This window comes from Chryseobacterium sp. NFX27 (genome assembly GCF_049887855.1).
Taxonomy (GTDB): domain Bacteria; phylum Bacteroidota; class Bacteroidia; order Flavobacteriales; family Weeksellaceae; genus Chryseobacterium.
Genome location: NZ_JAGEKK010000019.1, coordinates 58,724 through 82,060 on the forward strand (window position 1 = coordinate 58,724; position 23,337 = coordinate 82,060).

The 23,337-nt window shown below is 37.6% G+C and carries 19 protein-coding genes and 1 pseudogene; 17 read left to right on the forward strand and 3 right to left on the reverse strand.

The features are described from left to right. The first annotated feature begins 54 nt into the window (after window positions 1-54). Both J4Q03_RS17820 and J4Q03_RS17825 read left to right on the forward strand, forming a co-directional pair. The gene (locus J4Q03_RS17820) at window positions 55-1,743 is read left to right on the forward strand and encodes a sodium:solute symporter (protein WP_426049472.1); all 1,689 of its coding nucleotides are present in this window, start codon (window positions 55-57) and stop codon (window positions 1,741-1,743) included. A 28-nt stretch (window positions 1,744-1,771) separates the two neighbouring features. After that, window positions 1,772-2,290 carry a DUF2911 domain-containing protein gene (locus J4Q03_RS17825; protein ID WP_426049473.1) on the forward strand — a complete coding sequence of 173 codons (519 nt, stop codon included), beginning with the start codon at window positions 1,772-1,774 and terminating at the stop codon, window positions 2,288-2,290. A 540-nt stretch (window positions 2,291-2,830) separates the two neighbouring features. Here J4Q03_RS17825 and J4Q03_RS17830 read toward each other — a convergent pair. Beyond that, entirely contained in the window at window positions 2,831-4,501 is a 1,671-nt protein-coding gene (locus J4Q03_RS17830; protein ID WP_426049474.1) for a helix-turn-helix domain-containing protein, read from the reverse strand. A gap of 546 nt (window positions 4,502-5,047) precedes the next feature. Here J4Q03_RS17830 and J4Q03_RS17835 point away from each other — a divergent pair. From J4Q03_RS17835 to J4Q03_RS17860, 6 genes are all read left to right on the forward strand, one after another. Then, complete coding sequence (locus J4Q03_RS17835) at window positions 5,048-5,626, forward strand: hypothetical protein (protein WP_426049475.1); 579 nt, start codon at window positions 5,048-5,050, stop codon at window positions 5,624-5,626. Between the two features lie 222 nt (window positions 5,627-5,848). After that, the gene (locus J4Q03_RS17840) at window positions 5,849-6,028 is read left to right on the forward strand and encodes a hypothetical protein (RefSeq protein ID WP_426049476.1); all 180 of its coding nucleotides are present in this window, start codon (window positions 5,849-5,851) and stop codon (window positions 6,026-6,028) included. A 59-nt stretch (window positions 6,029-6,087) separates the two neighbouring features. Next, a complete protein-coding gene (locus J4Q03_RS17845) occupies window positions 6,088-6,612 on the forward strand; it encodes a hypothetical protein (protein ID WP_426049477.1) in 525 nt (174 codons plus the stop codon). 226 nt (window positions 6,613-6,838) lie between these two features. Then, entirely contained in the window at window positions 6,839-13,060 is a 6,222-nt protein-coding gene (locus J4Q03_RS17850) for a hypothetical protein (protein WP_426049478.1), read from the forward strand. A 314-nt stretch (window positions 13,061-13,374) separates the two neighbouring features. Beyond that, a complete protein-coding gene (locus J4Q03_RS17855) occupies window positions 13,375-13,704 on the forward strand; it encodes a hypothetical protein (protein ID WP_426049479.1) in 330 nt (109 codons plus the stop codon). Window positions 13,705-13,727: 23 nt separating this feature from the next. Next, complete coding sequence (locus J4Q03_RS17860; RefSeq protein ID WP_426049480.1) at window positions 13,728-14,054, forward strand: helix-turn-helix domain-containing protein; 327 nt, start codon at window positions 13,728-13,730, stop codon at window positions 14,052-14,054. A 659-nt stretch (window positions 14,055-14,713) separates the two neighbouring features. On the opposite strand, the gene J4Q03_RS17865 is transcribed toward J4Q03_RS17860, so the two are convergent. Continuing rightward, window positions 14,714-14,986 (reverse strand): TfoX/Sxy family protein, encoded by a 273-nt coding sequence (locus J4Q03_RS17865; RefSeq protein WP_426049481.1) that lies wholly within the window; start codon window positions 14,984-14,986, stop codon window positions 14,714-14,716. Further along, a complete protein-coding gene (locus J4Q03_RS17870) occupies window positions 14,979-15,290 on the reverse strand; it encodes a carboxymuconolactone decarboxylase family protein (RefSeq protein ID WP_426049482.1) in 312 nt (103 codons plus the stop codon). Before J4Q03_RS17870 ends, J4Q03_RS17865 begins: the two co-directional genes overlap by 8 nt. Window positions 15,291-15,910: 620 nt before the next feature. On the opposite strand from J4Q03_RS17870, the gene J4Q03_RS17875 reads away from it, so the two are divergent. The 9 genes and pseudogenes from J4Q03_RS17875 to J4Q03_RS17915 all read left to right on the forward strand — a co-directional run bounded on the left by J4Q03_RS17875 (window position 15,911) and on the right by J4Q03_RS17915 (window position 23,020). Next, window positions 15,911-17,281 carry a phosphatase PAP2 family protein gene (locus J4Q03_RS17875; protein ID WP_426049483.1) on the forward strand — a complete coding sequence of 457 codons (1,371 nt, stop codon included), beginning with the start codon at window positions 15,911-15,913 and terminating at the stop codon, window positions 17,279-17,281. A gap of 219 nt (window positions 17,282-17,500) precedes the next feature. Then, a pseudogene (locus J4Q03_RS17880) lies at window positions 17,501-17,596 on the forward strand (SDR family oxidoreductase); the annotation flags it as partial. A gap of 98 nt (window positions 17,597-17,694) precedes the next feature. Beyond that, window positions 17,695-18,450, forward strand: a complete 756-nt coding sequence (locus tag J4Q03_RS17885) for a type 1 glutamine amidotransferase domain-containing protein (RefSeq protein WP_426049484.1) — start codon at window positions 17,695-17,697, stop codon at window positions 18,448-18,450. Between the two features lie 295 nt (window positions 18,451-18,745). Next, the gene (locus J4Q03_RS17890) at window positions 18,746-20,119 is read left to right on the forward strand and encodes an aldehyde dehydrogenase family protein (protein ID WP_426049485.1); all 1,374 of its coding nucleotides are present in this window, start codon (window positions 18,746-18,748) and stop codon (window positions 20,117-20,119) included. A gap of 2 nt (window positions 20,120-20,121) precedes the next feature. Further along, window positions 20,122-20,649, forward strand: a complete 528-nt coding sequence (locus tag J4Q03_RS17895; protein ID WP_426049486.1) for a class I SAM-dependent methyltransferase — start codon at window positions 20,122-20,124, stop codon at window positions 20,647-20,649. Between the two features lie 10 nt (window positions 20,650-20,659). Continuing rightward, window positions 20,660-21,016: a DoxX family protein gene (locus J4Q03_RS17900; protein ID WP_426049487.1), complete on the forward strand. Its 357-nt coding sequence runs from the start codon at window positions 20,660-20,662 to the stop codon at window positions 21,014-21,016. Then, on the forward strand, window positions 21,013-21,468 hold the full coding sequence (locus tag J4Q03_RS17905) for a hypothetical protein (RefSeq protein WP_426049488.1): 456 nt from the start codon (window positions 21,013-21,015) through the stop codon (window positions 21,466-21,468). Before J4Q03_RS17900 ends, J4Q03_RS17905 begins: the two co-directional genes overlap by 4 nt. Window positions 21,469-21,497: 29 nt before the next feature. Next, the gene (locus J4Q03_RS17910) at window positions 21,498-22,163 is read left to right on the forward strand and encodes an ion channel (protein WP_426049489.1); all 666 of its coding nucleotides are present in this window, start codon (window positions 21,498-21,500) and stop codon (window positions 22,161-22,163) included. Between the two features lie 314 nt (window positions 22,164-22,477). After that, window positions 22,478-23,020 carry a GNAT family N-acetyltransferase gene (locus tag J4Q03_RS17915; RefSeq protein WP_426049490.1) on the forward strand — a complete coding sequence of 181 codons (543 nt, stop codon included), beginning with the start codon at window positions 22,478-22,480 and terminating at the stop codon, window positions 23,018-23,020. The last annotated feature ends 317 nt before the right edge of the window (window positions 23,021-23,337 follow it).

A 23,337-nucleotide genomic window follows, 5' to 3' on the forward strand; every position in this document is an offset into this window, starting at 1 on the left:
CGTTGCATTAGTATTACAGATCGCATTTTATTATTGGTTTACTAAATCCTGGGCATGAGTACTATAGATTGGACCGTTCTTATTTTTACATTGGTTGCAGTGGTGGTTTACGGCGTATTCATCGGTCGTGGCCAAAAAAGCAATGAATCCTACCTGAAAGCAGATAATAAAATGCCCTGGTACATTGTGCTTATAGGGATTATGGCTACGCAGGCCAGTGCCATTACTTTTCTTTCAGCACCGGGCCAGGCTTATACAGACGGCATGCGTTTCGTTCAGTATTACTTTGGTCTGCCTTTGGCGATGATTGTGATCTGTATCACTTTCATCCCGATTTTTCAGCGCTTAAATGTGTACACAGCCTATGAATATTTGGAAAACCGTTTTGATAAAAAAACAAGGGTACTTACTTCACTGCTTTTTCTTTTTTCCAGAGGCTTATCAACAGGAATCAGCATTTATGCTCCGAGTATCATCTTATCAAGTGTTTTAAACTGGAATATTTATTTAACCAATGTTTTAACTGGTGGCATTCTATTGATTTATACCTATGTTGGCGGTGCAAAAGCAATTGCTCATACCCAAAAATTACAGTTTCTCATTATTCTGGGAACCATGGCTTTTGCAGGTTATCTGCTTATTCAGAATATGCCGAATGGAATTGGTTTTAAGGATGCGCTTTATCTGGCGGGGAAATCCGGAAAGCTCAATGTAATCACTACGGAATTCGACTGGAAGGATAAATACAATATCTGGAGCGGATTAATTGGCGGTTTTTTCCTGGCACTTTCTTACTTCGGTACGGACCAGAGTCAGGTCGGAAGGTATATTACGGCGAAAGACAATACCAATGCAAAAATGGGCCTACTATTGAACGGATTGGTTAAAATCCCGATGCAGTTTTCTATTCTCCTGATCGGTGCCTTACTTTTCGCATTCTTTTCTCTGAAACCGGCCCCGATTTATTTTAACGAACGCTCTTATCAGCATTTAAAGGAAACAAAACCTGAACAGGCTGCGGTATTTGAAAAAGAGCATCAGAATTTGCAAATAAAATTTAATGCAGAATCGAAAGAAATTCTACAGTTGAAAGAGACTCATTCTCCCCAACTTACAAAAACAATTCAGGATTTTAAAAACACACAAACCCAGGTGAAAGCGCTTCACGGCAGGGTAGAAGAGGCGATCAATAACTCCAATTACAATGCGGAGAAAACGGATACCAATTATATTTTCCTGTATTTCGTAAAAAATACCTTGCCTGTAGGAATGATCGGTTTACTGTTTGCCGTCATTTTTCTGGCCAGCTGGGGTTCAATTTCCGCAGCGCTGAATTCCCTTGCCGCCTGTTCCTTAAAAGATGTTCACCTGATATTTAAAAAAGAAATTCCTGATGATGCAACCGAGCTGAAGTACAGCCGCCTGCACACTTTAGCCTGGGGTATCTTCTCAATCGGCGTAGCCATGTTTGCCACTCAGATGGGTTCCCTTATTGAAGCGGTTAATGTATTGGGTTCTCTTTTCTACGGTCCAATATTGGGGATTTTCCTTGTCGCCTTTTACTATAAAAAAATCAATGGGTCGAATGTATTCATTTCTGCAATTTTATCAGAAATTACGGTTATTGCCGTTTATCAATTCGATATCGTTTCTTTCCTTTGGCTCAATGTCATTGGGGCAGGAGCAGTCATTATATTTTCTGCAGTCGGGTTACTGTTTTATAAGCCGAAAGCAGTAAATTAGTAAATAAATAACAACAAACAAAAATAGTATGAAAACAATGATTAAATCTGTTACCGTAGTTTTTGCTGCAATGACGCTTTCAGTAAATGCATTTGCACAGGAGGCTAAAAAACCTGCCAGTCCTCCGGCTACTGCTACGGGAAAAATTAAAGATGCAACTATTACCATAGCCTATAACAGTCCTTCGGTTAAGGAACGTACAATCTGGGGAGATTTGGTAGCTTATAATAAAGTTTGGCGTGCGGGTGCCAATGAAGCAACTACTTTCGAAACCGATAAGGACATTACCGTTCAGGGTAAAAAACTGCCTGCAGGTAAATACAGCTTTTTCTTAATCCCTAAAGAATCCGGAACCTGGACTGCGATTTTTAACAAAGAGCCAAAACAATGGGGTGCTTATAAATACGAAGAAGCAAAAGATGCTTTACGTGTTGATGTAAAAACAAAAGCTTTACAGACAAAACAGGAAACTTTGGTGTATAAAGTAAACGGTAATGGATTCACAATGGATTGGGATAAAACCTCAGTTCCTGTAGAGATCAAATAAATGTAAATAGAGAAATTAAAGTCCCGTTAATTCGGGATTTTTTTTGTTTAAAATTTTTGATTGTATCAAAGATTATATTGTATTTTAAAGAGATTTTAGACTGGTAAGGATAGTAGATTGCAAGTCTATTGAGACACTGTCAGGCTGTTGATTTCAACAGATTATGCATTTATGCTTAAAATATCGAAGACTAAATGTCAGATTATAAAATTTTGATAAAGAGATTTTTATGAGCATAAAAGAGAGACAAGACGGGCTTATCTTCGAACCAATTTCCTGTCGATATTTGATGAATTTTAAATGCATTTAATAGATGATTTTGAAGTACAAAATCAACAGTACTTTTATCGATGGACAGAATAAAGTATATTTTTTATACCTAAAAAGCTCACCTTTTTTGTTATTACCTCTCTTTCCTGAAAACAAATGTTGAGCAAACCACCACAACAGGAATACTAATGCCCAATAGCTGGAATTCCTGCCTACAAACGAATATGTGCAAATTTCCCTAAATTTGCACATATTTTATATATGTTAATATTATACAGCAACTTTCAACTGTTCCACAAAATAAGAAGGGGTAAAACCTGTTTGCTGTTTAAAAGCATTGACAAAAACCTTTGGGGTAACATACCCGCACTCCTCTGCCAGATAGGTTATTTTATATTCCCTGTAGATGGGGGTTTCATAAAGCTTCTTAATGATATAATTGATTCGAAGTTCATTAATGTAACTTGTAAAGTTATGGTTCTTATAGGTTTTTATGACTTCTGAAAGATATTTCGGATTGGTAGCAAGGTTATTGGCCATCCAGGTAAGACTCAAATCCTTCCGAAGATATTTCTTTGAAGATTCAAACTTTTCAAGCTTAAGAAGTAATGCCTTTATCGTTTCATCTGTAATTGTGACCGAGGATTTTATTCCATTGCTTTTGCTATTCTTTTCCGAGTTTGGTTCTATTGTATTAGCCTCGTTTTCATGGTGTATTTTAGCAATCAGATCTTCATATTTTTTATGAATGATCTTATGGCTTCTTCTTCGGTAAATCAACATTCCTCCGGTAATAAGGATAAGAATAATAAAAGAAATAACCGCAATTCTCTGTATCTTTTTCTCGCCATTGATTTTAGTTTCTGAAATCATCTTTTTGACGGGAGCTTCCACGGCCTGCTTTTCCATGGAGTTAATACTGTCATTTAATTTTGAAAAAAGATCAAGATATTTTTGAGAGGTTGAATGATCACCAATTCCAAGATAAGATTTTGCCAATACCATATAGCCTACTCTCCGGTTATAAGGCATACTGTTGGACTTCTCCAAAGCCAGCATATTCTCTCCATATTCTATTGCTTTCCTGTAATCTTTCTTCATCTGATACAACTCCTGAAGTGACTGATATAAATCTATTTTTGTATTCGGATCTACTTTTTCTTTAATTAGATCAAGCTGTTTTAAGGCTTCCATAAAATAGAATTCAGATAGCTTGACATTTCTTCCTTTATTTTTGGAATCCCTGAAGTGAATTCCAAGATTCATATTTACTGATACCAACATATCAATCTTTTTATCTAAAGGAATGTCTTTACTATGATCACTTACTTTCAAGACTTCTTCTTTGCTCTTTTCCAGATAATACAAAACCTTTTTATCTGACCGTCCCTGATAATACGGAGCCATATTATAATAAACCAAAGAAGTCTGGTAATACCTCTGATCTGTTCCAGCAATCAGTTTTGCGTATTTCAGAGCTGCTTCATATTCCTTTAGGCTCTCATCATATAGACCCAGGTTTTCATATAATATTGCTCTTTTATTGCATAAAGTAGATAATATTTTATAATCTTTCTGACTAACTGCCAAATCTCTTGCTCTGTTTGATATTTCCAAAGCCTTTTTATAGTCATATGCTTCGGAATAAATCAACATTATATTTTTTGTTGCACTCAATTCTCCTTTTTCACAACCAATAGCTTTGGCGAGATCATTAGCTTTTTGAAACAATCTGAGAGCTTCTTTACTTTTTTTGCTGTTGTTAAGAGAAGTTGCCTGATCTATTAATTGATCTATATTCTTATTTTCAGGACATAAAATTGTTTCCGCATTTGCCATGGAGAAAGAAAGAAAAAGCAACAAAGAGATAAAAGTAGTACACAATCTTTGAGAAAGCAGATTGTTTTCTCCCCAAACAAACAAAGATGATTTTTTAATCATTAGATTATATTTTTAAAATGAGTTAGTATTTTTCATGGTTCTAACCGTCAAAGACATTACAGCATTGCAATAGAATTCCTTCTTCAATCTTTATCTCCAATGCAGTTCTTCATTTAGACAACAGTATCTTCCGGTGTTTTAAATCTATGGATTCTCTTTGATGTATTTTAGTTTCTCAATAATCGTATCTCATGGATTCAGAATCTATCTGTTTACATTTTGTGCAATGCTATGTAAAAAGATAAAAAATAAACAGATTTTCTTCATTAATCCTCATGAGATTAATTATTTTATGCTATTCATGATTATCATAGCATAAATTTAATGAAATATATATCCAAAAGACACAAATACCTATTTGGGAATTTTTTTAAATCCTAAACAAATACCTTAATAAAACTTAACTACATGATTTTCAGTATGTAAAATTTGTAAAATAGATTAAACAGCAGATGAAACTTTCCGAATTATTCCCGTATTAAGTTTGTACAGGCATTCTGGTAGTCATAATATTGCACCAAAATGATAACCGATTCTGAAAATAACATGATGAACAAACTCTTCTCTCTGCATTCTATTGGAGAGGGAAGATTTTTATTGTTGATATTGTTGTTAGCCAACTTTCAGATAATGCAGGCTGTTTGCAGGCATGATGCTCTTTCACCAGATATAGCTACTCCATCAGCTGTCCTGTTCATATCAGAAGGCACCGTGATTTCCGGAGTGGAAAAAATATATGTTACGCCTCCGGCAAAAGAGAAAGTACAGAAGAAGTTCAAAAGAAAAAATTCAGTCATACCCGCCAAAAGAAAACAGAAGACAGAAGAAAACCTTTCTCAACCTGTTAAAAGCAGCCATAAAACCGTATTGATTTTCAGCATAAATAATCAAAATCAATCCGGAAAATCCTTGTTGGCTGTTTCCAACAGTGAAAAGCAAATTGTCATACCTAATCAACATACGATAAAGTTTCTTCTGCTTGAGGGTGGAAAGAAAATACCTATACCAAGCTATCTATTGAATATTTTTCTAAAAAAAGTATATAAAAACCATGAGCTTTCAAGTTTAAGGTTCTTTAAAAACTTTAATCGCCCTCCGCCATCTCTATGTATGGCTATCACTTAATTACAATCATCAGATAGCTTTTATTCAACGAAAATTTCCGCATGATTTATTCTATTTGCCCGGCTCATCCGACGCGAACAGATACGATCATTTCCTGGCTCAAATAAAGGCATCCAATCGTGATGAAGATAACGGAACAATATCCTAATCTAAGTCTCAAACAAAATCCTTGATAAAAACACATCAGCTTTATCCTGTTATACAGCTTAAAACCTCTTTAAAATGGCAAAAAATACAATTTTATTATCAATGTCCCTTATTAGTGTGAATGCTTTTGAGCAGGTTGGTATCAATACAGTCAGCCCGTATACCAGTACTTCTTTGGAACTGGCTTCTGCCAACAAGGCACTCTACCTGAACAGAGTAGCCAGCACGGCAACAATAAACGGTCCACAATTCTGATAAGTCTTGAACAATCCAATGAAAGAAAACATTCCATTTATACAAACCTATTAAAAATTATGAAAAAACAACTTCTGCCCATAGCAATTTTACTTGCTGTAACAGGTACTGTAAAGTCTCAGATTGCCATAGGAAAACCAACAGTAACCAATGCTTCGGTATCCCTGGAATTTGCAGATACAGAAAATAGGGGATTTGTACTTCCCTATGTAGAAACGAAAACAGGCATTACAGACAACGGTACCATCATTTATGATACTACCGACTACAAAGTAAAATACCTGAAGGATTCCGGTACGTGGACTGATTTAAGCGTCGACGACACCGGAACAGCCAACATTTTGATCCAGACTAACAAAATTGAATCCCCCACCGCAAAATCAGTGATCGGATCAGCGGCTGCCACAGACAGCACGCCGGGGATATTAATTTTATCGGATACCGACAAGGCGATGATATTACCCCAAGTGGCCAGTCCGCACCTCAACATCATCGATCCCGCCCCTGGATTGATGGCTTATGACACCGTTAAACGACAACTTGCTGTGTACAATGGCACAGTCTGGACCTTCTGGAAACCTTAAATAAATAAAAATATGAAAAAAATACACTTTTATTAATCCCGGTTTTTATAAACATGGCTGGTTGTAAGCGAGTAATATTAATAGCAAGTCTTCAAAGGCTGTATTGGAAACGGGCAATTCTTATCGGTTTCCTGTAATGCTCCAGTCGCAAAAGCCATAGTCATATTTATAAAATATCACATTATAAAACACACTTGTCGGAAATCCGGCTAAAAACTCTTAAATCATGAAAAAACAAATCGTCTTTTTCTTCATATTCCTCATTATGAGCAATATGATGATTTTGGCACAAAACTGCAATATCAATGCAGGAGCCAACACCGTCATTTGTGGCACATCTGCCAATCTATCGGGAAGTCCCGGGGGAAACACACTTGGAAATCCATTGTGGACCCTTGTATCCAAGCCTGCCGGCGCACCAGACCCAACTATCGTAACCCCTTCAGGTTACAATACCAATGTCACAGGAATGACCTATCCTGGGAATTATGTATTCCAGATTTCACAGAACTGTACTACAGGAACGGCAACCTCACAGGTAACGATTACGGCACCGGGAGCTGTGTCTACCTTCACTGCAGGACCGGATATTACCAATGTAAATGCTACGACAGGTACGGTAACTCTTAATGGCGTTGTTCCTAACGGATATACGGCATCATGGAGTGCTTACAATATCTACAGATGGGAACGTAGCAGTCTAAAAACCAACCAAAACTCACAGTTTAGCTCTACAACATCAGCAACAACAACGTTCAGTCTTATCAATAAGGCAAATCATGATATTGATCCGGCCTATGTAGTAACCTTAAGAATTACTTCTATCAACAATCCGAATTGTTGGTATGAGGATACTGCCATTGTCCGTTTTGTTCCTAATCCACAAATCACTCCTGCGCTATCGACAGCTACTTGCGTTAGCAGTACAGGAAGTCATTCTATTCCTCTTGGCTCTCCGCTTTTCTCCCAGGGATATCTCAGTACTCCGGGAGCATCAGGGAATTTTGGTACAGCGGTTGCTCTTAATGTTGTCAGCCAACCTGCGGGAGGAAATATAGCATATAACAATATTCATGATTCCAGTGTATACTTAACCGGTATAAATGCTACAGGTGTTTATAAATTCACTCTTACCGTTAGCAATAGCTCAGGCAATTACACCACTCCGGAAATAACTTATGCTTTCACAGGCACACAGCCAAATTCTGTAAATTTTCTTGTACCGGCCAGACCTGAGCAAATGATGATTTATGATGGTGGCAGTTCAGGAGGTGAAGTTCATTGCGGTTTGGCAGGACAACTCACTCCTATTACATTTTACTATACGATCAATCCTGCAGATAATCCTGCAACAGTAACAACAAGTGTATCTACATCCGGCACCTTGCCACCTGGAGGAGCTGCTTCCATAATAAACGGAGGTGCAGGAACTGCTACCCGAAGTGCAGCCATAACGCCGCCTTCCGGAGGATGGAGGGTAGGAACATACAAGTTCACCGTAATCAGAAGTAATGGGGGTTGCTCGGCTGCACAGTCTTATTATATCCATATTTCGGATGGCAACCGCCCTAACGTGACAGTGCCAAATACTACCGTATGTTACCCTGGATCAGGTGTCGTTACAGCTACCATTCCGCTTCCTGACGTGTACAAAGGTATTGTGAACAGCAGCTATTTTCAGGATTTTGATGGTCGCTACAGAATAACATTGGTTTCAAGTCCCTCAGGAGCTGCTACTCCTGTATTTGAGCCTTTTAGCAATACATTATTTACCAATGCAACAACAACAATTTCCAACCTTAATACGCAGGGTGAGTATGTATTTAAAATACAAGCAGTTGCCTATAGCACAAGTGTAGGAGCCTTCTTAAACAAAGAATATGCCTGCTCAGGCGCTTCTTTGGAAAGTACATTCTCGGTATTCGTATCCGCACAGGTGGGTGCCAATGCAGGATCTGCTCAGACTTTGATAGGAGCAACGCAAACCTCTTTTAATGCAAATAATCCGGGAGCTGCTGCTACAGGTGTGTGGACGCTGTTAACAAAACCTGTTGGGGCAACTGATCCGGTGATTGTAACACCATCGGCCTACAACACCAATGTTACAGGATTTAATTCTCAGGGTACCTATACTTTCAGGTGGACAGTGACTACGGGTACCTGCACCAGCACGAGCGACTTAACGGTAAATGTTATAAATGCAACTGCCGGAGGAGTTTCCGGAGCGGATTTCTGGGTAAAATCGGATGATGTGGGGACTATTGCCACAGCATGGAAAGACCAGTCTGCGAATGCAGACAATATCCCCAATGTAGGAGGAATAACGCTGTCTCCTGCAGACAGGGCACACAACTTCCATCCTTATACGACGGGCTATTCTGCCTCAAAATTCTTTTATAATACAAATAGTGAACTCAATACGACTAATAATTATTTGGACCCATCCATGAGAAGTTCGGTATCTGTTTTCTCGGCAGTACGACCAACATCTACAAATGGAACAGGCCGTATTACAGGAATTGACGACGATACGAATGGATCTGAACCGGGTATTTCTATTAATTCAGGAATGCCTCATATATACAAATATTTTGGAAATGGAGGAGCGCAGGCAAACAGTAACACGATGAGTGCTGCTAATGCGTTTACGACAAATAAAAGTTCAGTATTTTCTGCAATTCAGGATCAGGCACTGAATTCTGGAAGAGGAGAAAGAAGACTTGGGTTAGACGGAATCTACGAAGCCTTTAATTTGGATAGTACAACAAATACCTTTAATGTTCTTGGAAAGCACTTAAGAATTGGTCATGCCGGCTGGGAGTCTTCAGGTGCTTTTCCTGGTGATATTATGGAAATCTTGTGGTTCAAAAGAGCACTTACAGTTAACGAGCAATCGAGAGTTAATTCCTACCTTGCTGTAAAGAACGGTACGACATTAAATGAAAATTATCTTTCTACAACCAACACTGTAGTTTGGGACAGGACTGATAATACAGGTTATAATAATAATATCTTCGGTATTGCGAGAGATAATATTACAGCGTTGCACCAGAAACAGTCTGGAAGTACAAATATCGGACAGAAGCTTGTAATTTCCACCACAGGATTTGCAGACAGCAACAGTGCAAACACGACAGGTTTAGCCAGCGATTTACAATTCCTGATGACAGGAGATAATGGTTTAGAACAAAGCCTTACAACGCCATTGAGTTATACTGCTGGTTCTAACGGAGCAGCTAACTACCGTTTTGAATCGATCTGGAAAGTACAGAATACAAACACTGTAGGAACTGTAACGGTTGCCTGGCCAAAAGGAGTAAAGAACCTGTATCTGGTACAGTCACCGGATGCTGTTTTTGACGGAACCGATGCCTTTACCCCGATGGCAACAGAAGTGACTGTAAATGGTCTGGTGTACAACATAGCAAATGTATCATTAACAAACGGACAATTCTTCACATTTGCAGGTTTTGCACAGGCTCCGGGAGGAGTTCTGGGTCCTGATTTCTGGGTGAAATCGGATGATGCGGGAACTATTGCCACAGCATGGAAAGACCAGTCTGCCAATGCAGACAATATTCCCAATGTAGGAGGAATAACGCTGTCTCCTGCAGACAGAGCACACAGCTTCCATCCTTATACAACGGGATATTCTGCTTCAAAATTCTTTTATAACACAAATAGTGAACTTAATACGACTAATAATTATTTGGACCCATCCATGAGAAGTTCGGTATCTGTTTTCTCAGCAGTAAGACCAACATCTGCGAATGGAACAGGTCGTATTACAGGAATTGATGATGATACGAACGGATCTGAACCGGGTATTTCTATTAATGCAGGAATGCCTCATATATACAAATATTTTGGAAATGGAGGAGCGCAGGCAAACAGTAACACGATGAGTGCTGCTAATGCGTTTACGACAAATAAAAGTTCAGTATTTTCTGCAATTCAGGATCAGGCACTGAATTCTGGAAGAGGAGAAAGAAGACTTGGGTTAGACGGAATCTACGAAGCCTTTAATTTGGGTAGTACAACAAATACCTTTAATGTTCTTGGAAAACACTTAAGAATTGGTCATGCCGGCTGGGAGTCTTCAGGTGCTTTTCCTGGTGACATTATGGAAATCGTGTGGTACAAAAGAGCACTTACCCCTGACGAGCAATCGAGAGTTAATTCCTACCTTGCTGTAAAGAACGGTACTACATTAAATGAAAATTACCTTTCTACAAACAGCACTGTAGTTTGGGACAGAACCAATAATGCAGGTTATAATAATAATATTTTCGGTATTGCAAAAGACGAGTTTACCGCATTGAACCAAAAGCAGACAGGAAGTGTAAATGATCTGCAAAAGCTTGTGATTTCCACCACAGGATTTGCTGATAGTAATGCAGCCAACAACACAGGCTTAGCTACTGACCTGCAATACCTGATGACAGGAGATAACGGCCTGGAGCAAAAGCTTAAAACACCATTGGTTTACACAGCAGGTTCAAATGGCGAGGTTAATCACCGTTTTGAATCGATCTGGAAAGTACAGAATACAAACACTGTAGGAACTGTAACGGTTGCCTGGCCAAAAGGAATAAAGAACCTGTATCTGGTACAGTCACCGGATGCTGCTTTTGACGGAACCGATACCTTTACGCCAATGGCTACAGAAGTAACTGTAAATGGAATAGTTTATAACACAGCAAATGTTACATTCGGGAACGGACAGTATTTTACCTTCGCAGGATTTTTAGCCAATTATTGCTTTACCGGCGACTGTAACCCAAATACTTTTTTAAACACCTCAGACCCCAACACCATAGAGTATGACAATATGGTAAGCACCTTCCACAGTACCATGATGCGCGACGCATCTACCGGAGCACTGATGGTATGGGGTGAAAGAATGGCAAATAATGGTTCAACTAGCGTATTGACTCCTACTGAGGTCAACAGCACCAATTATCCGGCACTTATCGGAGATATCCTCAAGTTTACCAGCGGAACCAATAGTCAAGCTACAGCTCAAAGTGTCGTTTTAACCACAGACGGTCTGTTCGCTTGGGGGCTAGAAGGAACTTTGATTTCGTCAGGTCTTACAAGCAGTGCCATCTTTCAAAAGATAGGTATAGGAACTTACGGAGTAAATGGCGGTGCACCAAAGGTGGACGGTTTACCTGACGGGGTGGCTCCTGCAGATGTGAAAATGTTATTTGGTACTTACAAAGCATTGGCACTGACCACCTGTTCCGGCGAAGCCTGGGTATTGGCTCAAAGTGCAAATCTATACGCTGATGGTACACCGGGCTCCACTGCAAACCAACAGCTATGGCATCGGGTACATATTGACGCAACGACTACACTCGACAATGTAGTAACTATACGGGGAGCTGGTTCTCAGACGTTAATGGCATTAACTGCCACTGGCGAGGTATATACCTGGGGAAACATCACATGGTTGGGGAATGGCAGTGCACAAGCAGCTAGAACATTCGCAACACCAATGACTTTACCAACGAGCGTAGCCCCAAAAATGATAGGAGCAACCGGTAGCACTAATACTACCTATTATATATTGGGTACCAATGGCAGTGTCTATAGTACCGGTGCAAACAACAGTAGACAACTCGGTAATTTCAGTACGGCCAACAGTAACGTCTGGGTACAGGCACAGCAATCGGCATCGGCCGGAGATTACCTGACCAATGTGGTCTGGATAAGTCCAAATGAGCACGACTATTATGGTTTTGGTTCCATCAATGTACTGACAGCAAACGGCAGACTATGGGCTTGGGGGACCAATGACTCTTCTACGCTTGGAGGAACAGTTAATCCTATGAATCCAACCGAAATGCCGGGCAGTATTCCTGCCACTGATCCATACAACATCGGAAAACTTAACTGGACAGACAAAGTGACTGCTGTAGAAACCGGCGGGCATACCACTATGATCGTTAAGGACAACAGCAATAAATATGGCTATGCCGGGCATAGGATTAACGGAAGTATGGGCGATGGTACAAGCACAAATACTATCGAGAATGAATATAATTTTGCTGACACCCCAGAGATAGACCTTTGTGGAGCACCGGTACTACCGGGATATTGTTACAAACCGGGTATTACAGCGGGAACAGCATTAGATACCAAAGTGGGAATTACTTCTCTTGGAAGAGCAGGAGCTGAAAACACAGATAACTGGCCAATGGTAAGAAAAGGTGGCTGGCTGGCTCTGGAAGCAAAAACAAAAGGTTTTGTTCCGAACAGGGTTAAGTTCAATGCATCCAATCAACCTGTTGCTGCTGATGGGGTAACTCCTGTCATTACAGTTCCGGTAGAAGGTATGATGGTGTACGACATCACAAATAAATGCATGAAAATTTATACTCTTAAGGAAGGTGATACATCCATGGCTTGGCACTGTATCTCTACACAGACTTGCCCTGACTAACAAGAAGTAAGTTTCATAATTGATAGCTCCTTAGCTCCGGGAAGTAGTACGGAACAGAGCTAAGGCTATCAATTTTAAATTCAACTGATTACAAAATGCAATGAGAGAATGATAACACGATAAACAATATTTTAATTGTAAGGCATTTATGAAAGCTGTCATTCCTGCTATTGATTTATAGCATGACAATATCCTTCTCTCTTTTAAAAGAAATACTGCTTATGAATTCAAATTTTAAAAATATTCATATTGGAAAATTCATACACTTACGGGTTAAGGAAAACAACATTGACTTACCTCGGATCTGCAACTTTATGAAATGTACAGAAATTGAAATCAACGAAATGTACATGCAGGAAGATCTATCCACTAATATTTTATTGAGATGGAGCAAACTGCTTGAATATGATTTCTTCAGACTATATTCCCAACATCTGATCCTCTATGCCCCGCCTTCTGCTTCAATACGGGAATCCGATGTTTCAAAACTCCCCCGTTTCAGGAAAAACATCTATACCCGGGAAATGATAGACTTTATTTTGGAAATCCTAGAGAAAGAAGAAAAGACCAAGCGTCAAATTACGGATGAATACGGGATTCCCTATACTACTTTGTGCAAATGGGTAGCAAAACATAATAAATAACAACATCAAAACAGAAATCAGAAATGAAAAAACAGAATCAGCCTAATTATAAACGAATCTATTCAGACATCATTGAACAAAAATTTCCTCATAAGAAGGCAGAATGCGAAAAATTATTAGAAAAAAAAATGCTTTCCGCCTTAGATATCCTGGAACTGAATAAAAGAATATTTGGCACTAAAGACCAGGATCTAAAAAAAATGAATCAAAAACTTCGTTCCTACAATGAATCAGATATTCTGCGTATCCTTGATTACCAAAAAAATAATAGAATAAATAATCTTCAGGTAGCCAAACACTTTGGATTGAGCAGAAATACTATGACCAAATGGCGGAGGATTTATCAATAAACCGCATCATCATTTATCTATTCTAAGGATCCGGGATCAATCTGCTTACATTGCTTTGGCTTTTTCCAGAAGACAAAATTGGAATAAAGGACTGTACCCGCTAAAATGATTAGAGCAGTCACATTGATGGTTTTAGATAGTATATCTGTCTTTGGCCACAAAAAACACAAAACTAGGAGAGTGCTTATATATATATCACCAGCATTGACCCCAAAGTTTTGATACTTTCGGTGCATACCTTTTTTTAGATAAATCATATTCAGCGTTTAATTCTGCTATTCTGTTCTTATCCAATAAAGTAAAGTTAAACCTGCAAATATCATTAAACTTGTAATGATCCAGGTACCTTGAAAATGCAGAGAAATTGTAATTATCCAGATATTAGTTGTAATTGCTAAAAAGAAAAAAGTTCCGATTAAGGCAAAACGCTGTGTATCTCAATTCTATCAATTTGGGTACCTGAAGAAGTATTTTATCTCCGTTGATTTTAGACTAATACTGAAAAAGAAGCTGACGAGGATTTCTCAGGTCAGCTTCTTTTTAACTTGACCTTTGTTAAACATTCACAATTTATCCACTCCAAGTTTCAATGAATAGAATATCTTGGACATGGGCATTATCAGGCTGATTAAATGCAATAAAGAGGAAGAAAAATCCTATTATTTCTTACCTGGGGATACAAGCCTAAGAAACTCCCTTAATTCCTGTTTTTTAGTCTCGTCCAAATGGTGCCACCTGATATTCTGTACAGCACCTTCCAATGCCATCAGTTCATTAATGCAGGCACCGGGATCAATTTCCCGGAGAGCTAAAAATGCATTTTCACTACCAGCTTTTCTTAAATCTGCGGCCGTTTTAATTCCTATTTCAATCAGCCTGTCCTTTAATACTTTTTCAATATTTGGAAGGAGGCTCAAATCGTCGTTATTCATTGTCATAGATTTCCAGAGCTTGTGCTAAACATGTATTTATGCCTTTTAGACCACATACTGTTAAAGTGAGTAATATTGTTTCTTTTATCTCTTCTCTGGAGGCGCCAAGCTTTTTTGCCATCGGGACATGGAACATTATGGCTGTTTGGTCACCTTGAGCAGCCTTCATACCTAGGTAAATTAATTGTTTGGTTTTCGGATCAAGAGCTGTTGTGTGCATCAGCGATTCCACAAGGCCATTGAAGCCGTTAAATACTTCAGGAGATTCTCTTTGAAATATTTCAAAAGGATTTTGTTCTTTCATGATTATAATATGCTTTTAAATGTGACAAAAATGTCAGGGATAATAGGTTTTATATTCGTAATATAGGAATTTTTCATTGGTTTTCATCATTCCAATTATGTCTTGGCTTTGATGTGAAAGTAACAGTAATCCAAATTAAGCAAGAATTGCAAAACTCATTTATATGCGTAATTTGTCACAATAAAATAGGATTGTAATGGCTGTAGAAATTTAAATACATATACAAGAACGTTTTTTTTACTTAAAAAAATGATCCGTAAGAAAGATTTTCTTAAAATCTTAAAATGTTATCAATGAGTGCTTTATGTGGTATTTGCTTGTCTATACGGTAGTTTATTCGGAAATCATCACAACTAATTGTTGTGTAATTACTGCTTTGTTTATAAAATTGCAACGATTGTACAGTTCAACGGCCATTAAGAGATGACATACTCCAAACATTTGATGAAGAGTGCAATAGTAATTTTGAGCACCTGCTGAAATTTCTATTAAGATTGAATTCAATACTTTTTAATAAACCTTACAAGAGTGATGAAGTAGAACCGATCTATTAAAATTCTTATTTTTTGTGCGGGGTCTCTTAACTTAGAATCAAAAATATTAAACTAATTAAAAATACTATGAAAAAAAAACTATTGTGTTTATCACTAAGCATCTTGCCGTTTTCACTTCAGTATGCTCAAGACTCTCTAAAGGTTCAGACAGTTTCACCAGCTTTTGAACAACAAAATTCGCAAACGGATAAACCTTTTTTCCAAAGAGAATGGGTTAAAATGTCTACTGCACCAGCATTATTTTTCACGGCTTCAGCGGCAACTTGGGGAGAGAGAAAAAATATACGTGAGATCAGGAACAGATACATTCCCTCGTTTAAGGTAGGATATGACAATTATCTCCAGTACGCTCCGGCCGCAACGGTTTACGGACTTAAGTTAGCTGGAGTAAAAGGACGAAATAATATTGGAAGAGCTACCTTATCCTATGCCGCAAGTATCGGGATCATGGCTGTTATTGTTAATTCTTTAAAATATACTGCAAAAGTAGAGCGTCCGGACGGTTCGAGTAAAAACTCTTTTCCTTCCGGACATACTTCAATGGCATTTACCAATGCCAGTTTTCTGCACAAAGAATATGGAGTTGTTAATCCTGGGTATAGCATTGGGGGATATGGGGCAGCTGCCATCACCGGTTTAGGGCGCAATCTGAACAACAGACACTGGATCTCTGATGTATTGGCAGGGGCTGGAATAGGGATACTCTCAACAGAGCTAGGATACTTTTTTATTGATAAGATTTATAAAAATAAAGGGGATAACTTAGGAATGTTAGCGGATATTGAAGGAAATGAAAATCCATCCTTTGTTTCTCTGAAAGTAGGGTCAGCTCTGTCTACAACAAACTTTTTAAAAGAATCTGAACTTACTGACAGGAAGGAAGTCGGTTTTGAAGCGGGTATTGAAGGAGCGTATTTTTTTTCTAAGAAATGGGGAGTTGGAGGAGATTTCAGTTTCAGTAGTTTCCCGGTTAATCCTACAAAATTTCCATTAGATGATGACATTGGAAGCTTTGACATCACCACACAGTCTCTTGGGTTCCTGAACTTTGGCGTAGGTCCTTATTTTTCCCATGAAATTTCTGACAATCTTAATCTAGTACTAAAAGTTACAGCTGGCTATTCTTCAGGAGCAAGCGGAAAGATTTTTGTGAAAAGTGAAATCTTTGATCTGCCAACCGATGAATTTCAGGTCGCAGAATATAAGCCTTCTAGTAATTTTAAATGGAATACTGGTGCAGCACTAACTTATAAGTTTAATCCAGAATTGGGTGTGACCTTATATGGAGACTATAGCCAGTCCCAGTCCCGTATCAGCTACTCTTTTAATGACATTATCCAAAACGACCAGGATATGGAAGATAATTTAAATAATGACTCTAGTCATGAGAAAATAAAATACATCAGTGTAGGTCTTAAACTAACCGCTTATTTTTAAAAACATCTTGCAATGCTTTGCATTAAGCATATTTGATTTTTAATGTCTTACCAACCCCAATAATTCTGGTATATTCAAGTATGTTATTTTCCTTAAAAAAGCAATGGAATTCGGAATTTCTAACAACATCCGAAAAGTTCACCCTGTATATATGATTTTCATTGTTGATTTTTGTATGAAACTATTTAAATAAATTATGTCAACAGATGATATTGCAATAAAAACTTAGGTGGATTACCAAGCAAAGACTTTACAGCAAAAGGAGCAAAATTAGCAATACATTATAACAGCGAAAGTTCCAAAGCTGAAAGTGAAAATTTTGCTAACGGTTATACAACCAGCTAATCAATTGATGGCCAGCCGTCATTTATCTAACAGCTAATTTTAAATTTTTAATATATAATCTTCTTACAATGAACGAACAAAATAATGTAATCCGAAAACAACCGAAACATACCTTTCCCAAGAAAAAAGTATTATGTTTGGTTTCCAATGCGGCACAGCTTCACGGAATGGAAGTTGGATTTTTTGCCGAGGAAATGACAAGACCATTCTTTGATTTCATCAATGCAGGGTATGATGTAGATGTTGCGTCTCCGAGAGGGGGAAAAGTAGTTTTTGATGGACATAGCAACCCGGAAAACCCCAAAGGAGCTTACCCGAACGATTTGATAAGTATAGGTTTTGTGCATCACGCAACATTTGGAAAATGGATGGAAAACACGCTGCCTATTTCCAATATCAACGTTGCCGGTTATGATGCAGTTTGTGTATCTGGTGGCGGCGCTCCATTAATTAATTTTAAAGATGATTTAGAACTGCATAAACTGATCGCAGATTTCTATGAAGCAGGGAAAATCACTTGCTTAATCTGCCATGGAACATCGTTGTTATTATGGACGAAATTAAGCGACGGGGCTCTTTTAGCAGATGGGAAAACCTGGACCGGATTTGCTGACAGCGAGGAAAATATGATTAATGAAATGTTTGGAATGACGGTGAACGATTACACCATCGAAACAGAAGCCCGCAAAAATCCAAACACCAACTTTGAAGTAGCTGGTCCGCTGGAACCCTTCGCCATCAGAGATGGAAGATTGATTACCGCACAACAACAGCACAGTAGCTTTTTGGCCTCTCAATTAGTTATTGAAGCTTTATCAGAGTAAATCTTTTTATTAAGAGAAACGAAAAGTGGAACATCCTGTTTTTCGTTTTCTTTTCGTTCTGTTTTTATTTGAAAAATACAAATGAAAATTTACATGCAACCGCGTTATGTTGTGCGACGATATAAAACTCCTTAAATGACTTATTCCACAAGTGATGTTGATGCATCAAAGAGATAAAGCAGCGGGAGACAAAGTTTTAGGCTGGCTGGTTTTTACGTTTCCCTTTGGAAATTTCGAGGTTTAAAAAATCAAGTTCAATAATTTAATATCCAGATAAAAAACAAAAACATAAATTATGAATAAATACCAATCACTTTTCGACACACAAAAAGAGTTTTTCTATACTGATGTTTCCAAAACTTATGAGTGGAGGATAGACCAGCTCAACCGACTGGAAAAAATGCTTACTGAAAATCAAGAAACATTCTGCCAGGCTCTGAAAACCGATTTTAATAAACCACCTTTTGAGCAATTGTTCGAAATTACAGTTCCCTTAGGAAATATAAGATATTATAAAGAAAATCTGAAACAATTAATGACTCCGGAAACAGTTGCCATACCAAAAGGCTTGGAGGAAACCGGTAACAAAGGTATTGTTTATAAAGAACCCTTCGGTGTAACTTTGGTCATCGGGCCGTTTAATGCACCGATTCTATTATTGCTAGACCCTGCCATTGCAGCTTTGGCAGCAGGAAATCCCGTTATTCTGAAACCAGCCAATACAACGCCAACAGTTGCCGCACTTTTTCAGAAGCTTATTCCAAAATATTTCGAACCCGAAGCTGTAAGTATTGTTACAGGAGGAAGAGAGGAAATTACTGCGCTGTTGGAGCTGCCCTTCGATTTTATTTTCTTTACAGGAAGTTCTGCCGTAGGTAAAGTGGTCATGCGCGCCGCAGCTGAAAATCTTACACCCATCGTATTGGAATTGGGTGGCCAAAACCCAACGGTGGTTGATGAAACTGCCAATCTCGACATTGCTGTTGACCGTATTGTTTGGGGACATATGGCAATTTCCGGTCAATGGTGCATTGCTCCGGGTTACGTGTATGTACACGAAAGTATTGCAGATGAGTTTATAGATAAATTGAAAGCATCTGTGGTAAAAATGTATGGCGAGGACCCAAGTCAAAGCCCTGATTTCGCAAGGATGATCAGCGAACATGATACCGAAAGGGTAGCTTCTTATATTATCCCCGAAAAAGTAATTTTAGGAGGCAGGTATGACGTAAAAGCCAGATATGTTGAGCCAACCATTTTATATCCCAGCACCTGGGAAGATCCTGCTATGCAACAGGAAATTTTCGGACCTGTTTTCCCGATTTTGGTATATAAGGATTTAAAAGAAATTGTAGAAATTATTAAACGTAAGCCGAAGTCTTTGGCCGCGTATTTCTTTAGTAAAAATCAGCAGAATATAGATTATTTCTTAAATTCAGTTTCTTTTGGTGGTGGCTGCGTCAACCAGACCAATCTGCATTGCTGGATAGACAGTTTACCTTTTGGAGGTGTTGGTTATGCCGGAATGGGCAAGTATTATGGCAAAGCAGGCTTTGATGCATTGAGCAATACAAAAGCGATGCTGATAGGAAATCCTGATTTGGAGCTGGATGTTTTTCCGCCGTATGAAGGAAAAGACATTGCGAAAAATTTAAGTGTTTTTGGATAAATATGAAGCAACAAGAAGCTGTTAATTTAATTGAAAAAGCAATCCAATATTCTGATAAGCCTCAAATTTGGGCGGATTTAGGTTGTGGTGATGGCACTTTTACCCATGCATTGGCTCATTTATTACCAAACGGAAGTCATATTTATGCAATAGATGCTCAAGCGCAAAATTTCCCAAAAGTAATAGGGGACCACGTTTCCATTGATTTTATAAAAGCTGATTTTGAGATATTTGATTTTGATTTCTCAAACCTTGATGGAATTCTTATGACCAATTCATTACATTATGCAAAAGATAAACGGTTATTAATTAACAGGTTAAATGAATATTTATCTGAAAATAAAAAATTTGTAATAGTAGAGTATGATACGACGGCTTCCAACCAATGGGTTCCTTATCTGGTTAATTTTTTAAAGCTTAAGGAATTATTTATTGAGCTGGGTTATTCAAAAATAATTAAATTAGATGAACGGCACTCGATATTTGGACAAGGCAATTTGTATTCTGCAGCCATCAGTTTGAACGACTAAAAAAAACAATATGATACTAAAAATTATTAACTCCGCATTAATCCTTGTGGCTGTTTTTATGGGCTTAAAACAAGGGTATGTAATGTTTTCAGGAAAACCCGAAATGTTGGAAATGTTTGGTAAATGGAACATTAATAAAACAGGATTAATGGCCATCGGAGCGGTAACAATGTTAAGTGCATTGTTAATTCTTTTTCCAAAAACCTTTGTTTGGGGCAATTTTTTGATGGCAGCCGGCATTTTATTGATTATCTGTTTTCATTTGCATGACAGAGATTTGAAAGGCGTAGTGATAGAATTGCCATTTCTTTTGCTGAACCTGATCATCATTTACTTACAGCATCCACTTAAAAACGGCTCATTATGAACAGTAAATTTCCAATGATGAAAGTACTTCCGATGATTACTGTTCTTGCTGTCAGTCTTTCATTTAAGGCCTGTGGACAATCAAAAACTCCAAAATCAGAAACAGCAACAACAATTAAAGAAACACAAAAAATGGATACAGATAAACTTACAAACGCAACTGTAAAAGCCGCGTTCGATGCCTGGCAAAACGGCGATAGCAAAACTTTTCTATCATACTTTGCTGCAGATGCAAAGCTTTATGATGATGGCAATCTCCGAAACTTCCAGAGCTTTGTGAAAGAAGCCTGCGGGCACGAAAGATTCACCAGCATAGAAAAGGTGGAAAATGAGGGCAAAGATATTACCGGAAATTTCCACACAGAAAGCTGGGGCGATTTCAAGACTTATTTTAAGTTTAGCATTAATGCGGAAGGTAAATTTAACAGATTAGATATTGGGCAGGCTAAATAATTGAATTTCTAAAATCTATTTCTGCTTCAATGAATAAAACAATAGCTTTTCTTCAAAGTAAAAAATATGAATTACTGCTGTTCGCATTGCTTCAGCATTTGTTCATAGGTGTTTTTCTTACTGACCTCGAGTTTTATACAAGGGTTGTTTGGCCGGCCAATATGTTGATATTGGGACTGGGAAGCATTTTTATATTTACTGGCAAACACAGTTGGAGGCATTGGTTTAGGAACCTTCACTTTATTGTCGTACTGCTTTTGCCCATCGGTATTCCGGCTTTTAAAGATGTACCTTGGTATTTTACTTTTCTTAATATTAATTATGTTATTTTTTTTGTATTTCTGTTTTTAGAGTTGCTTCGGTTTTTATTGAAGCCCGGGTATATTAATAGTGATATTATTTCCGCATCGGCATGTGGTTATTTTTTATTAATAGAAATTTCGGTTTTCTTACTACAAACATTCGAATATCATAATCCTTTGTCTTTTAAAGGTATAGATACATCATCACCTGCAAGTATATTTACAGACCTGGTTTATTTTTGCTCTATAACTTTTACGAGTATCGGCTTTGGAGATATTACACCCAATCATCACATTACCAAGCTTGTCACAGCGTTTATTGGCGTTGCAGGGCAGTTTTATACAGTGGTTTTGGTGGGTATTTTAATCAGTAAATTTTCTTCAAAAAGTTAACTTAGTTTAAACGGCCTGCTTTTAACAGAGGATAAGAATTAAAAGTTATTTCCAAGCTCTTCCTTTTGGTATTAGACCTGCAAAGGAGGAACATCTTTATGTCTGAAAACAGAATGTTATTGGAGTTTAACATCATGAATATTTTAGCCTTTCTTTTAAAGAACTTTGAAAAGGAACAGACCTATTACAGATTTTGACAAGCATATTTTTTTTAGTTTTATATTTTGAAAAGATGGTAATTACCCTTCCTTGGATTACTTTTGTAGCTGTACTAATAACACAATGGATATCGACTAAATCAAAATAATTTGTAAATGGTTTCAATTAAAGAGTTAAATAAAGACAAACTTGACGATTTTATTCAATACTTGACAATTCATCTTTCTGAAAATGGACATAAGGGAATTACACTTTTTCAGCCACTTTCTAAACAGCAATCTATACTTTCCAACGAATGGAAAGCAAAGTTTGAAGACGGAATGAATAAAAAAAATGAGGAAATGGGATGGAGAAAAATTTGGGTTGCCATAAATGAAGAAAACAAAATTGTTGGGCACATTGATATTCGTTCTTTAAATCAATTAAATACAGAACATAGAGTTTTACTTGGTATGGGGGTTGATCGTAATTTTCGAAATTTGAAAATTGGTCAAAAATTGTTAGAATTTATAATTGATTATTGTAGAAATAATCAAAAAATTAGCTGGATTGACTTGCAGGTTTTGACAGATAATATTCCGGCAATCAGGCTTTACAAAAAAATGAAATTTGAACAATTGAGTACAATAAAGGATATGTTTAGGATTGATAATATATCTTATGACTATACTTCTATGACGTTAAATGTTAAAAATTAAATTAAAGACGATGCCAATGCACAGCTGGGGCTTGGCTGCATCACGGCTTTATATTAAATTTGGTGATAAACTCAAACTGTCTTTAGTTTAGGATGGAAATTTTACGAAATATTTGTAAAAGAATTAGAAAGAATTCCTCCAACTAAAAACAGATTATTTGTCTTGAATTTAACAGCATCCGAAACTAAACTCTTATTGCAACTGATTTAATGTAAGAATTCGGTCTTACTAAATCGCTGTGTCCAAAGCTTACCAGTATATTGTTTTAAAATCTTAACAAATCACCCTACAACAAACAAGTGTAGGGTGATTATATT

Excerpts from the sequence above, each read along its gene's own strand:
- J4Q03_RS17820 (WP_426049472.1), top strand. The coding sequence starts at position 55 with ATGAGTACTATAGATTGGACCGTTCTTATTTTTACATTGGTTGCAGTG.
- J4Q03_RS17825 (WP_426049473.1), top strand. The coding sequence starts at position 1,772 with ATGAAAACAATGATTAAATCTGTTACCGTAGTTTTTGCTGCAATGACG.
- J4Q03_RS17830 (WP_426049474.1), bottom strand. The coding sequence starts at position 4,501 with ATGATTAAAAAATCATCTTTGTTTGTTTGGGGAGAAAACAATCTGCTT.
- J4Q03_RS17835 (WP_426049475.1), top strand. The coding sequence starts at position 5,048 with ATGATGAACAAACTCTTCTCTCTGCATTCTATTGGAGAGGGAAGATTT.
- J4Q03_RS17840 (WP_426049476.1), top strand. The coding sequence starts at position 5,849 with ATGGCAAAAAATACAATTTTATTATCAATGTCCCTTATTAGTGTGAAT.
- J4Q03_RS17845 (WP_426049477.1), top strand. The coding sequence starts at position 6,088 with ATGAAAAAACAACTTCTGCCCATAGCAATTTTACTTGCTGTAACAGGT.
- J4Q03_RS17850 (WP_426049478.1), top strand. The coding sequence starts at position 6,839 with ATGAAAAAACAAATCGTCTTTTTCTTCATATTCCTCATTATGAGCAAT.
- J4Q03_RS17855 (WP_426049479.1), top strand. The coding sequence starts at position 13,375 with ATGAAATGTACAGAAATTGAAATCAACGAAATGTACATGCAGGAAGAT.
- J4Q03_RS17860 (WP_426049480.1), top strand. The coding sequence starts at position 13,728 with ATGAAAAAACAGAATCAGCCTAATTATAAACGAATCTATTCAGACATC.
- J4Q03_RS17865 (WP_426049481.1), bottom strand. The coding sequence starts at position 14,986 with ATGAATAACGACGATTTGAGCCTCCTTCCAAATATTGAAAAAGTATTA.
- J4Q03_RS17870 (WP_426049482.1), bottom strand. The coding sequence starts at position 15,290 with ATGAAAGAACAAAATCCTTTTGAAATATTTCAAAGAGAATCTCCTGAA.
- J4Q03_RS17875 (WP_426049483.1), top strand. The coding sequence starts at position 15,911 with ATGAAAAAAAAACTATTGTGTTTATCACTAAGCATCTTGCCGTTTTCA.
- J4Q03_RS17885 (WP_426049484.1), top strand. The coding sequence starts at position 17,695 with ATGAACGAACAAAATAATGTAATCCGAAAACAACCGAAACATACCTTT.
- J4Q03_RS17890 (WP_426049485.1), top strand. The coding sequence starts at position 18,746 with ATGAATAAATACCAATCACTTTTCGACACACAAAAAGAGTTTTTCTAT.
- J4Q03_RS17895 (WP_426049486.1), top strand. The coding sequence starts at position 20,122 with ATGAAGCAACAAGAAGCTGTTAATTTAATTGAAAAAGCAATCCAATAT.
- J4Q03_RS17900 (WP_426049487.1), top strand. The coding sequence starts at position 20,660 with ATGATACTAAAAATTATTAACTCCGCATTAATCCTTGTGGCTGTTTTT.
- J4Q03_RS17905 (WP_426049488.1), top strand. The coding sequence starts at position 21,013 with ATGAACAGTAAATTTCCAATGATGAAAGTACTTCCGATGATTACTGTT.
- J4Q03_RS17910 (WP_426049489.1), top strand. The coding sequence starts at position 21,498 with ATGAATAAAACAATAGCTTTTCTTCAAAGTAAAAAATATGAATTACTG.
- J4Q03_RS17915 (WP_426049490.1), top strand. The coding sequence starts at position 22,478 with ATGGTTTCAATTAAAGAGTTAAATAAAGACAAACTTGACGATTTTATT.